The 11,307-nt window shown below is 68.2% G+C and carries 10 protein-coding genes, 1 tRNA gene and 1 pseudogene; 5 read left to right on the plus strand and 7 right to left on the minus strand.

Annotation, left to right across the window (positions count from 1 at the left end; translation table 11 throughout):
• Positions 1-276 precede the first annotated feature (276 nt).
• Positions 277-1,884, plus strand: coding sequence for a carboxyl transferase domain-containing protein (locus VGB60_RS05115; protein ID WP_331037188.1), 1,608 nt, complete (start codon positions 277-279; stop codon positions 1,882-1,884).
• Here the strand turns inward: VGB60_RS05115 and VGB60_RS05120 are convergent, their stop codons facing one another.
• Positions 1,885-2,247 carry a DUF2200 domain-containing protein gene (locus VGB60_RS05120; RefSeq protein WP_331037189.1) on the minus strand — a complete coding sequence of 121 codons (363 nt, stop codon included), beginning with the start codon at positions 2,245-2,247 and terminating at the stop codon, positions 1,885-1,887.
• A 65-nt stretch (positions 2,248-2,312) separates the two neighbouring features.
• On the opposite strand from VGB60_RS05120, the gene VGB60_RS05125 reads away from it, so the two are divergent.
• The 4 genes from VGB60_RS05125 (at position 2,313) to VGB60_RS05140 (ending at position 7,821) form a co-directional block, all read left to right on the plus strand.
• On the plus strand, positions 2,313-3,218 hold the full coding sequence (locus VGB60_RS05125; RefSeq protein ID WP_331037190.1) for an enoyl-CoA hydratase-related protein: 906 nt from the start codon (positions 2,313-2,315) through the stop codon (positions 3,216-3,218).
• 142 nt (positions 3,219-3,360) lie between these two features.
• Positions 3,361-5,253 carry an acetyl/propionyl/methylcrotonyl-CoA carboxylase subunit alpha gene (locus VGB60_RS05130; protein ID WP_331037191.1) on the plus strand — a complete coding sequence of 631 codons (1,893 nt, stop codon included), beginning with the start codon at positions 3,361-3,363 and terminating at the stop codon, positions 5,251-5,253.
• A gap of 153 nt (positions 5,254-5,406) precedes the next feature.
• A complete protein-coding gene (locus VGB60_RS05135; RefSeq protein WP_331037192.1) occupies positions 5,407-5,808 on the plus strand; it encodes a DUF1489 domain-containing protein in 402 nt (133 codons plus the stop codon).
• A gap of 174 nt (positions 5,809-5,982) precedes the next feature.
• A complete protein-coding gene (locus tag VGB60_RS05140) occupies positions 5,983-7,821 on the plus strand; it encodes a patatin-like phospholipase family protein (protein ID WP_331037193.1) in 1,839 nt (612 codons plus the stop codon).
• A gap of 244 nt (positions 7,822-8,065) precedes the next feature.
• Here the strand turns inward: VGB60_RS05140 and VGB60_RS05145 are convergent.
• The 6 genes and pseudogenes from VGB60_RS05145 to VGB60_RS05170 form a co-directional block, all read right to left on the minus strand.
• Positions 8,066-8,503, minus strand: a pseudogene (locus VGB60_RS05145) (methyltransferase domain-containing protein); the annotation flags it as partial.
• A gap of 30 nt (positions 8,504-8,533) precedes the next feature.
• Positions 8,534-8,610: transfer RNA gene (locus VGB60_RS05150), tRNA-His, on the minus strand.
• An 88-nt stretch (positions 8,611-8,698) separates the two neighbouring features.
• Positions 8,699-9,445, minus strand: coding sequence for a M48 family metallopeptidase (locus tag VGB60_RS05155; RefSeq protein WP_331037194.1), 747 nt, complete (start codon positions 9,443-9,445; stop codon positions 8,699-8,701).
• A gap of 141 nt (positions 9,446-9,586) precedes the next feature.
• Positions 9,587-10,300 carry a TonB family protein gene (locus tag VGB60_RS05160; protein WP_331037195.1) on the minus strand — a complete coding sequence of 238 codons (714 nt, stop codon included), beginning with the start codon at positions 10,298-10,300 and terminating at the stop codon, positions 9,587-9,589.
• Between the two features lie 13 nt (positions 10,301-10,313).
• On the minus strand, positions 10,314-10,751 hold the full coding sequence (locus tag VGB60_RS05165) for a biopolymer transporter ExbD (RefSeq protein ID WP_331037196.1): 438 nt from the start codon (positions 10,749-10,751) through the stop codon (positions 10,314-10,316).
• Between the two features lie 5 nt (positions 10,752-10,756).
• Positions 10,757-11,307: MotA/TolQ/ExbB proton channel family protein (locus VGB60_RS05170; protein ID WP_331037197.1), on the minus strand; the 551-nt coding region annotated here is incomplete at its 5' end.

The following is an 11,307-nucleotide window of genomic DNA, read 5'->3' on the forward strand; positions in this document are numbered from 1 at the left end:
CCTAGCAGAAGGCGCAGCGGCGCCAGTGCTGGTTCATCACGAAGGACACGAAGGAAGCACGAAGAACACGAAGGGGCCGGGGCACGGATCGCGCGAAGCGCCATCAGGTCTTCGCGAGGCTGGAACCCCTGCGGCGCAACAGGATCGCCTTCTTGGTGTCCTTCGTGCCCTCGTCTTCGTGTCCTTCGTGATGAACCAGCGCGGCCTGAGCCGCCCGCGTAGCCCGAAGGCGCCCCCGACCTTCCCCGCGCCCGCGAACCCGCCTAAACCAGCCGCATGCCCAAGCTGACGTCCGCCATCGATCCGAACAGCCCCGCCTTCAAGGCGCTCGACGCCCACAACCGCGCGCTCCGCGAACAGCTTATCGCCAAGGTCGCCAAGGCGGCGCGTGGCGGGTCGGACGCGTCGCGCGACCGGCACGTCTCGCGCGGCAAGCTGCTGCCGCGCGATCGCGTCGAGCGTCTGCTGGACCCGGGCTCGCCCTTCCTCGAGGTCGGGCAACTGGCGGCGAACGGCATGTACGGCGATGCAAAGGACCCTGACGGCGCGCCCGGCGCGGGCATGATCTGCGGCGTCGGTCGGGTGTCGGGCCGCGAGGTGATGATCGTGGCCAACGATCCGACGGTGAAGGGCGGCGCATACTTCCCCCTTACGGTGAAGAAGCACCTGCGGGCGCAGGAGATCGCCGAGCAGAACAACCTCCCCTGCGTCTATCTGGTCGATTCCGGCGGGGCCAACCTGCCCCACCAGGCCGAAGTCTTTCCCGACCGTGACCATTTCGGCCGCATCTTCTTCAACCAGGCCCGGATGTCGGCAAAGGGCATTCCCCAGATCGCCTGTGTCATGGGCTCCTGCACCGCCGGCGGCGCCTACGTCCCCGCCATGTCGGACGAGACCGTCATAGTCCGCAACCAAGGCACCATCTTCCTCGCCGGCCCGCCGCTGGTGAAGGCGGCTACCGGCGAGGTCATCTCGGCCGAGGAGCTGGGCGGCGCCGAGACCCACGGCCGCCGGTCGGGCGTGGTCGACTATGTCGCCAAGAACGACGAGCACGCGCTGGAGATCGTCCGCACCATCGTCGACAGCCTGAACACGGTGAAGCGCATTGAACTGGACGTGCGCGAGCCGCGCCAGCCCGCTTTCGACGCCGAGGAGCTTTACGGCCTGATCCCTGACGACGTCCGCGCGCCCTACGACGTGCGCGAGGTCATCGCGCGTCTGGTGGACGGCTCGGAATTCGACGAGTTCAAGGCGCTGTACGGAACCACCCTGGTCTGCGGCTTCGCCCGCATCTGGGGCTATCCGGTCGCCATCCTCGCCAACAACGGCGTGCTGTTCTCGGAGAGCGCGCTGAAGGGCGCCCACTTCATCGAACTGGCCTGCAAGCGGAAGATCCCGCTGGTCTTCCTGCAGAACATCTCGGGCTTCATGGTGGGCGGCAAATACGAGGCGGAGGGCATCGCCAAGAACGGCGCCAAGCTGGTCACCGCCGTCGCCTCGGCCGAGGTTCCGAAATTCACGGTCCTGATCGGCGGCAGCTTCGGCGCCGGCAACTACGGCATGTGCGGCCGGGCCTATTCGCCCCGCTTCCTGTTCACCTGGCCGAACAGCCGGATCAGCGTCATGGGCGGCGAACAGGCCGCCGCGGTCCTCGCCACCGTCCACCGCGACGCCGACAGCTGGACGCCGGAACAGGCCGAGGCCTTCAAGGCTCCGGTGCGCCAGAAATATGAGGATGAGGGCAATCCCTACTACGCCACCGCCCGCCTGTGGGACGACGGGGTCATCGATCCGGCGCAGACGCGGGATGTGCTCGGCCTGGCCATCAGCGCCGCGCTGAATGCGCCGATCCCGGAGACGACGTTCGGCGTGTTCAGGATGTAATCAGGAGGCGCGGAGGATCTTCTCCATCGCCTTCCCCTTCGCAAGTTCGTCGATCAGCTTGTCGAGGTAGCGCAGCTCGCGCATGAACGGGTCCCCGATCTCCTCGACCCGGTAGCCGCAGATCATCCCGGTGATCAGGGTCCGGTTGGTATTCATCGCCGGGGCCTCGGCGAAGAAGGTCTCGAAATCGGTCCCCGCCGCCAGCAGCGCCTCCAACTGCCCCTGCGAATAGCCGGTCAGCCAGCGAATGACTTCGTCCACTTCGGCCCGCGTGCGGCCCTTCCTCTCCGCCTTGGCGACGTAGTGGACATGGACGCTGGCTACGCTCGTGCGGCGGATACGGTCGTTCGCGCTGGCCGCCATTCCATCCGCTCCGTGTTCCGTTCGGGTTCGAACGCGTTATACCCCTGCAGCCGCAGGAGACCATGATGACCGACCGCCCCGTTCCCACCGAAGCCGACCTCAACGCGCTCGACATCACCGACGCTGAGGAGGCCGAGATCAACGCCATCTCGCACCCCTTGCTGGCCGACGCGGCGCCGGACGCAAACGATCAGCTGGTGCAGATCGACTCCACCACGGAGGGGGTCGTCTTCATCACCATCAACCGGCCCGAGAAGCGCAACGCCTTTGACGCCCCCACGATCGCCGCCCTGCGGGAAGCGTTCGAGACGCTGCACGGCGCCGACAATGTGCGACTGGTGTTCGTGCGCGGCGCGGGCGGGACGTTCAGCGCCGGGGCCGACCTGGCGTGGATGCGCGATGCGATCGACTGGTCGGAGGGCGACAACCGCGACGACGCCATGGGGCTGGCGCGGATGCTGAAGGCCCTGCACGACGTGCCGGCCCTCACCTGCGCCATCGTCGAAGGCGCGGCCATGGGCGGCGGAGCCGGGATCGTGGCGGCCTGCGACATGGCCGTGGCGGTCGAGGGCGCGCGTTTCGCCTTCTCCGAGGTCAAGCTGGGCCTGATTCCGGCGACCATCGCCCCCTATGTGGTCGAGGCCGTCGGCGCCCGCCGCGCGCGGCAGCTGTTCCTCAGCGCCAATATCTTCGACGCCGATTACGCCGCCCATGCGGGGCTGATCGACATGGTGCTGCCCGAGGGCTCGGTCGACGAGTTCGTGTCGATGCTGACCGACAGCATCACGGCCAACGCGCCGGAGGCCATGGGAGACGCCAAGCGGCTGGTCCACTATGTGGCCGGCCACAAGATCGATCACGGCCTGATGGACGAGACCGCCAAGCGCATCGCCCGCGCCCGGATCTCGCCCGAAGGCCAGGAAGGCGTCCGGGCCTTCCTCGAGAAGCGCAAGCCGAAGTGGGCGGAGTAGGAGGAGAGTGGCGAGTGGCTAGCGACTGCAGCTTCGCCGCTTGGGGAAGCACGGCGCAGACAGCGCGGCGGCACAGGCGCGCGCCAGCCACCAGCCACTAATCACTAGCCACTCCTCCCCGCTCGCCTCTAGAACCGACCCTATGTTCAAATCCGTCCTGGTCGCCAATCGCGGCGAGATCGCCTGCCGCGTGTTTCGCACCGCCCGCCGCATGGGCGTGCGGACAGTCGCCGTCTATTCCGAAGCGGACGCCGAGGCGCTGCACGTCCGCGATGCGGACGAGGCGGTGCTGATCGGCCCGCCGCCGGCGCGGGAGTCGTACCTCGACGCCGACAAGGTGCTGGCGGCGGCGAAAGCGACCGGCTCCGAGGCGATCCACCCCGGCTACGGCTTCCTGTCCGAGAACGCCGACTTCGCCGAGGCCGTCATGGCGGCAGGCATGGTCTGGATCGGGCCGCCGCCTTCGGCCATCCGCGCCATGGGACTGAAAGACGCCGCCAAGACGCTGATGATCGAGGCCGGCGTGCCGGTCACCCCCGGCTATCTCGGCGAGGACCAGTCGCTGGAGCGCTTGCAGAAAGAAGCCGACGCCATCGGCTATCCGGTGTTGATCAAGGCCGTCGCCGGCGGCGGCGGCAAGGGCATGAAGAAGGTCGACCGCGCCCAGGACTTCGCCGACGGCCTGGCTTCGGCCCAGCGCGAGGGCCAATCCTCGTTCGGCGATCCCCGCGTGCTGATCGAGAAATACATCACCCGCCCGCGCCACATCGAGGTGCAGGTCTTCGGCGACAGCCACGGGAACCTCGTCCACCTTTTCGAACGCGACTGCTCGCTGCAGCGCCGCCACCAGAAGGTGATCGAGGAAGCCCCCGCCCCCGGCATGGACGCCGCCACCCGAGAAGCGGTCACCAGCGCCGCCGTGCGCGCCGCCAAGGCCGTGAACTACGAAGGCGCGGGCACCATCGAATTCATCGCCGACGCCTCGGACGGGCTGAAGGCCGACCGCATCTGGTTCATGGAGATGAACACCCGGCTGCAGGTCGAACACCCGGTCACCGAGGCGGTCACCGGAGTCGACCTGGTCGAATGGCAGTTCCGCGTGGCGGCGGGCGAGCGGATCCCGCTGAAGCAGGACCAGATCCCCCTGAACGGCTGGGCCATGGAGGCGCGGCTGTATGCGGAGGACCCGGCGAACGGCTTCCTGCCGAGCATCGGTCGGTTGAGCCACTTCTATTTGCCCGACGATATCCGCGTCGACACCGGGGTGACCGAGGGCGGCGAGGTCAGCCAGTTCTACGATCCCATGATCGCCAAGCTGATCGTGCATGAAGAGACGCGCGAAGAAGCCGCAGAGGCCCTCGCCGAGGCCTGCGCGGAGGTGGAGGTCTCGCCGGTCCGAACCAATGCCGCCTTCCTCGTCCGTTGCCTCGAGCACCCTCGCTTCGTCGCAGGCGATGTCGACACCGGCTTCATCGCCGCCGAGCAGGACGCCCTGCTGGCGCCGGTCGAGCTTACAGACGAGTCGTTGGCCCTCCATGCCGACAGCGTCCTGACCTGGTTCGCAGGTCAGCATCAGCGTCTGGGAGGCGAGCGCGTCGCCCAGGGATTTCGCCTGAACGCGCCGCGGCGCCTTGAGGCCCGGCTGTACGTCGACGGGCAGCCGAGAACCGTCACGGCGGCCGACGGTTCGGGCGAGTTCTACTGGGATCAGTTCTATCCCGGCGCCTCCGGTCGCGAGTTCGCGGGCGGGCAGGCCTTCGAGATCTCGATGAACGCCCCGGCCGCGACCGCCTTGGCGGGCGGCCCCGCCTCCGACGGCTCCCTCCGTGCGCCCATGCCCGGCAAGATCGTCGCCACGCCCGCCAAGGCGGGCGACGCCGTAGCCAAGGGCCAGCCTGTCGTCGTGCTGGAAGCCATGAAGATGGAGCACGCGCTGACGGCGCCCTTCGACGGCGTGGTGGAAGAGATCGTCTTCACGGTCGGCGACCAGGTGTCGGCGGACACGGTTCTGGCCAGGGTGATCGCATCCCGATGATCCGCTCATCCCGGCGAAAGCCGGGACCCAGTCCTGTCCAGCGAGACGCCAGCGCCTCGGGACATCGCGCTGGGCCACACCATCACCGCATCATCACCCAAAGCACTGGGTCCCGGCTTTCGCCGGGATGAGCGGTGGATATATGAGCCCGCCATGACCACCCTTCACATGATCAAGCTCTGCGTCGGCGTCGCCAAGGTCGAGACGCTGGAACGTCGGGCGGCCAAGGGCGAATGGCTCTCGGTCAACACCCGGATGACCCCCAAGCGGGCGGCCGAGCTCGAAGACGGCGGCTCCATCTACTGGGTGATGAAGGGCTCCGTGACGTGCCGGATGCCGATCGTCGACATCACCACGAAGGGCGAAGGCAAGGCCTCGCGCTGCCTGATCAAGCTGTCGCCCGAGGTGATCCGCACCGCGCCGCAGGCCCGCCGTCCATTCCAGGGCTGGCGATATCTGGAGTTGAAGGACGCGCCGCTGGACCTGTCTCGGCTGGAGGCCGGCGACCTGCCGCTGGATCTGGCGAAACAGCTGCGGGAGTTGGGGGCGTGGTGAAGGACGCGGCTGGTGGCTGGTGGCTGGTGGCTGGTGATTAGTGGTTAGTGATTAGCGGTTGTCAGGCTCGCAGGCGCACGAACCCACACCCCCCAGCCTGCACCGGTGAGCAGCCACTGATCACTAATCACTAGCCACTTCTTCACCTCTCCCGACTCCCCCTACCGTCCCCCCATGGCCCCTTCCCGTTCCGACCGCCTGCAGGACGCGCTCGCGCACATCTTCGAGGGCGGCAAGGACACGCGCGCCAGCTGGTTCGCGCTGACGGGCGGCGAGACCCTGTTCGGCGAGGGCGATGTCGCCGACACCCTCTACCTGCTCCGCAGCGGCCGCCTCGGCGTCTTTCGCCGCGACCCCGACGACAGCCGGCCGCCGCAGTTCGTCGGCGTCATCCGTCCCGGAGAGCCCGTCGGCGAAATGGCCATGCTCGCCGGCACGGCGCACACGGCGGACGTGGTCGCCCTGCGCGACTGCGAAATCCTGGCCCTGCCGCGTGACGCCTTCTTCGAAGCCGCGCGCACTGAGCCGGACCTGATGGTCGAGCTGTCGCGGCTGATGATGCAGCGGGCGCGGGACCAGCGGTCCGGCGGAGGCGAGCCGAGCGTGTTCGGCTTCATCTCGGCCCGCGCCCGACCAATCCGCGCCTTCGTTGAACGGATCGCCGCCTCCATCGAGGCCGCGGGCTTTTCGTGCCAGGTCATCGACCAGTCCGCCCTGTCGTCGGCGACGGAGTGGTTCAGCCGCGTCGAGGACACCCACGACTTCGTTCTCTACGTCGCGGAGCAGGACGAACCCGCCTGGGCCGCCCTGTGCGCGCGGCAGGTGGACAAAGTCTTCGTGGTTGGGAACGGGCTGACGGCGCCGCCGAACCGGCCGATGCCGCATTCCGGCGTGCTGGACCAACGGAGGACCGATCTGATCCTGCTGCGTGACCCGCGCATGGCCCGTCCGGCGAACACAGCCGTCTGGCTGGACGCGATCCAGCCCGGCCGCTGGTTTCAGGCCGTGGACGGCGACCAGGCGGACGCGGACCGGATGGGCCGGGTGATCACCGGAACGGCCGTGGGTGTGGTGATGTCCGGCGGCGGCGCGCGGGCCTACGCCCACATCGGCGTCCTGAGGGCCCTGCACGAGGCGGGCGTGCCGATCGACTTCGTCGGCGGCGCATCCATGGGCGCGGTCATCGCCGCCGGTCCCGCCTTGGGCTGGACCCAGGAACAGCTCGAGGAGCGCATCCGGACGGCGTTCGTCAAAAGCGATCCGCTCTCGGACATCGCCTTCCCGATGCTGGCCATGGTGCGGGCTCGAAAGGTCGACCGCCTGCTGGAGGAGGCCTATGGCGACATCGACATGGCCGACCTGGTCCGGCCTTTCTTCGCCGTCTCGACCAATCTCACCAGCGGCAAGATCGAGGTGCACCGGCGCGGGCTGATGCGGCGGGCGATGCGGGCTTCCATCGCCATTCCCGGCATCCTGCCCCCCATCGTCATCGACGGGCAGGTGCTGGTGGACGGCGCGGTGCTTAAGAACCTGCCGGCCGAGGTGATGCGCCAGATGCATGGAGGGCCCGTCATCGGCGTGGACATGTCGGAGACCCGCGGGGTCGATCCGGCGCTGGTGGAGCATCCGCCCTCGATCTGGCGGCTGATCGCAACCGGCGCCTGGCGCCGCGGCCCGCCGATCGTCTCCATCCTGATGCGCTCAGCCACGCTGACAACGGACGCCGATCTGGTCAGCTCCCGCGCCGCGACCGACCTGTTGATCCAGCCGACGCCCGATGGCGTGGATATTCGTGACTGGAAGGGCTTCGACGCGGGCGTCGCCGCCGGCTACCGCGCCGCCAAGGACGCCTTGGCTGCGCTCGACGGGCCGGTCAGCGGCCTCAGGCTTCGGCGGCGCGCCGCGCCATCAGGAACAGGCGAGGAAACGGCAGCAGGGTCACACCGTCCGGCCCGGGCGGAAACGCCTCGCTCAGCCGTGCGGCGAGCTCGGAAAGAAAAGCCCGCGTCATAGCCTCGTCGGCCGCCAGGGCCGCCAGATAGGGGCGCAGGGCCGTCCCTGACATCCACTCCAGCACCGGGTCCGGTCCGCGCAGGACATGCAGATAGGTCGTGCACCAGATGTCCACGGTGCAAAGCTCAGTCAGCAGGCCGTAGTAGGCCTCGATCGGAAGCAGCGGCGCGATCGCCTCCACGGCGTCGAGTCGGTCGGCCCATGGGCCCTGCGCGGCCACATCGCGCAGCACCCGATGATGACGCGTGTCCCAGGCCATCGGCATCTGCACCGCGAGCACCCCTCCGGGGGCCAATGTCGTGGCGAGCCTCGGGAACAGGGTCGTGTGGTCCGGCAGCCAGTGCAGCGAGGCGTTGGCCAAGACGAGGTCGGCCGGGCGTTCCGGCCGCCAGTCGCGAAGGTCCGCCTGCCGCCAGTCGATATTGAAGTCCAGCAGCCGGGCGCGACCAAGCATGGCGGGGCTTGAATCCAGGCCGTGGACGGCAGCGTCGGGATACTGATGCTTCAGTTGGGCGGCGTGGACGCCGGCGCCGCAGCCGAGATCCCAGATCTGGGCGGGCTGGAGGTCAGAGGGGATGCGGGCGATCAGATCCTGCGCGGCGCGGTCCCGTTCGACCTCGTAGCGGCTGTACTGTACCGGGTCCCAGCCGACGGCGACGTTCGTGCGGAGGCTGTCGCTCATGCCCACGAGTCCTTCCCGGTCACGGGAGGATGGTACCGCCTCTCAGGCTTGAACTGAGGACCTCCGGTTCCACAAACCGGCGCTCTAACCAACTGAGCTAAGGCGGCGCAAACCCCGCAGGGCGACGCGAGCGCGGGTTCTACCGGCCCGCGCCCGTACGATCAAGCAACCCGGCGCGGAATATTGCGCCCAGGGTCAGGCCCAGCCGCGGCTGGCGATGTAGCTCTCCAGCGCGGCGATCCGGCTCGCGTCCGACGGGTGGGTGGAGGCGAACTCCGGCGTCGATCCCTGACGCTGCTGCGCCATCAGCCGCCACAGGGCGACGGCTTGGGAGGGGCGGTAGCCGGCGCGCTGGAGGTAGTCGACGCCGAGACGGTCGGCCTCCAGCTCGTGGTTGCGCGAGAACGGCAGCAAGACGCCGAGCTGCGCGCCGAGACCGCCGATCGAGGCCGCCGCCTGTCCGTAGTCGCCGGCGACGCCGCGGACGCCGCTGAGCACCAGCCCGGTCGCCGCGTTGGTGGAATAGCGCTCGGCGGCGTGGCGCGCGATCACATGGCCGACCTCGTGGCCGAGCACGGTCGCGAGTTGATCGTCGTTCTGGACCAGCCCAAGCAGGCCGGTCGTCACTCCGATCTTGCCGGAGGGCAGGACAAAGGCGTTGGGACTGTCGCTGACGAACAGCGCGTATTCCCAGCGGCGATCGGTCAGCCCGGCGGCCTGGACGATCTTGTCGCCGACGCGCCGGATGCGGGCGTTAGCGGCGGCGTCGCTGGACACCCGCTGCGTCCGCAGGGTTTCCGCCCAGGCGGCGTCCGCCTGTTGCGTCAAAGCGCTGTCATCGACGATCAGCAGCTGGTTGCGGCCCAAGGTCTCGTTGTAGGCGCAGCCTTCGAGGGCGGCGAGGCCGGCGGCGGCGAGGGCGAGGGATGCGAGGGCTTTCATGGGGGTCTCCGATAATGGCGTCGCCATAATGATCGGGACTGTCAAAGGCTCCGTTTGGTGTCCCCGAGCGGAGGCTTCGGTCCGGCGCAATGAAAAACGCCCCGGAGATGACTCCGGGGCGTTCGTCTCTGGCAGTCGGTCCTACTCGGCGCGGAACCGGGTCGTGAAGGTGACCCGGGCGCCGACGGCAGCGCCGTCCACGGTTCGCGGCGACAGTCGGGCCCGGCGGGCGCCGGCCTGGGCCGCCGCTGCGAACCCGGCTCCCGAAGGATCCTCGTTCACAACATTGCAGTCCGAGAGGCTGCCGTTGGGGCTGACCAGGCAGTTCAGGACCACCGAGCCGCTTTCGATCCCGCGGGACATGGCCCGCTCCGGGAACTCGCCGACCGGCTGGCGCGACCAGCTGGGGTTGGTGATCACCGACGGCCGCGGCGGAGCCGGCGGAGCCGGAGGCGGGGGCGGTCCGGGAATGTTCACGGGCGGACCCGTGTACTCGACCCGGTCTTCCTTCTTGGTCGGCGTGATGTTCACCGGCGGCGGCGGGGTCACCGTCGTGACCGGTGCGGGCACGCGCACCTGCAGCTTGGGCGGCGGGGGCGTGTCCGGTGGAGGCGGCGGAGGCGGCGGCGGCGGCGGAGGCGGCGGGATCGGCTCGATGATCTCCACGTCCACGGCGTCGTCGGAGTAGGTGATCTGCTTCAGCGTGAAGCGGGCGTTGATGAAGTAGAACGCCAGGATCGCGAACAGCAGGGCGACGATCAAAAGGCTGACCAGAAGCACACCCGGAGGGACGCCGAACAGGCCCTTAGGCTTCGGCGCGTCGTACCTGGAACGGTGATACTCGATATCTGTCATATTACCATCGTTCCTACTGGGTCGAGTTATCTTCGCCGACCAAGGCCACGGAATAGAAGCCGTTGTCCTGGAGCGAATTCATGACCTGCATGAAGTCGCCGTATCGGGTCGTGCGGTCGGCACGGATGAAGATGCGCTCGTCCGCGGGATTGCGGCGTCCGATCTGGCCGGTCAGCTCGGGACCGATCTCGTCCAGACTTACCGGGAAATCGCCAAGGTACGCCTGACCATTGCCCTGGATCGAGATGTAGATCGGCACCGGCGGGTTCGTCTGGGGCGGCGCGACAGCTGTCGGCAACTTCACCTCCACGGACGGGGTCGCCAGGGGCGCCGCGACCATGAAGATGATGAGCAGGACCAGCATGATGTCCACGAACGGCGTGACGTTGATCTCGCTATTCTGCTCAACGTTGTACTTGCCGCCGCCGCCGCCTGAAAGTTTGGCGGCCATCGGGCTTAAGCTCCCTTGTCGAGGTTACGCGAGATGGCGTTGGTCAGTTCGGCCGAGAAGCCGTCCGACCGCGTGCCGTAGGCCGAGATGCGGGTGTTGAAGTAGTTGTAGAAGATAACCGCGGGGATGGCCGCGAACAGACCGATACCGGTGGCCAGCAGCGCCTCGGCGATACCGGGGGCGACGACGGCGAGGTTGGTCGTGTTGGTGTTCGCGATGCCGATGAACGAGTTCATGATCCCGTAGACGGTGCCGAACAGGCCGATGAACGGACCGTTGGAGCCGACCGAGGCCAGGAACTGCATGCCGTTCGACAGGCGACGAGCCAGCGACGCCTGAACGGCGCCAACGGCGGCGTAGGCGCGCGTGATCGTCGAGTCGCGGTGATCGCCGCTGACCTGCAGGCCCGCTTGACGGGACAGTTCGATTTCCTGAGCAGCCGCGGCGGCCATGTCGGCCAGCGGGTTGCCGTCGAACTCTTCCGAGAGAGCGATGCGGTTCATGTCGTTGATCGACTTCGCGCCGCGGAATTGTTCGAGGAAGTTGTCCGTCACGC

Source organism: Brevundimonas sp. (assembly GCF_036399195.1).
Lineage (GTDB): Bacteria > Pseudomonadota > Alphaproteobacteria > Caulobacterales > Caulobacteraceae > Brevundimonas.

Coding starts and splice junctions, on each gene's coding strand:
- VGB60_RS05155 (WP_331037194.1), bottom strand. CDS start 9,445: ATGAAAGCCCTCGCATCCCTCGCCCTCGCCGCCGCCGGCCTCGCCGCC.
- VGB60_RS05130 (WP_331037191.1), top strand. CDS start 3,361: ATGTTCAAATCCGTCCTGGTCGCCAATCGCGGCGAGATCGCCTGCCGC.
- VGB60_RS05115 (WP_331037188.1), top strand. CDS start 277: ATGCCCAAGCTGACGTCCGCCATCGATCCGAACAGCCCCGCCTTCAAG.
- VGB60_RS05125 (WP_331037190.1), top strand. CDS start 2,313: ATGACCGACCGCCCCGTTCCCACCGAAGCCGACCTCAACGCGCTCGAC.
- VGB60_RS05140 (WP_331037193.1), top strand. CDS start 5,983: ATGGCCCCTTCCCGTTCCGACCGCCTGCAGGACGCGCTCGCGCACATC.
- VGB60_RS05165 (WP_331037196.1), bottom strand. CDS start 10,751: ATGGCCGCCAAACTTTCAGGCGGCGGCGGCGGCAAGTACAACGTTGAG.
- VGB60_RS05160 (WP_331037195.1), bottom strand. CDS start 10,300: ATGACAGATATCGAGTATCACCGTTCCAGGTACGACGCGCCGAAGCCT.
- VGB60_RS05135 (WP_331037192.1), top strand. CDS start 5,407: ATGACCACCCTTCACATGATCAAGCTCTGCGTCGGCGTCGCCAAGGTC.
- VGB60_RS05120 (WP_331037189.1), bottom strand. CDS start 2,247: ATGGCGGCCAGCGCGAACGACCGTATCCGCCGCACGAGCGTAGCCAGC.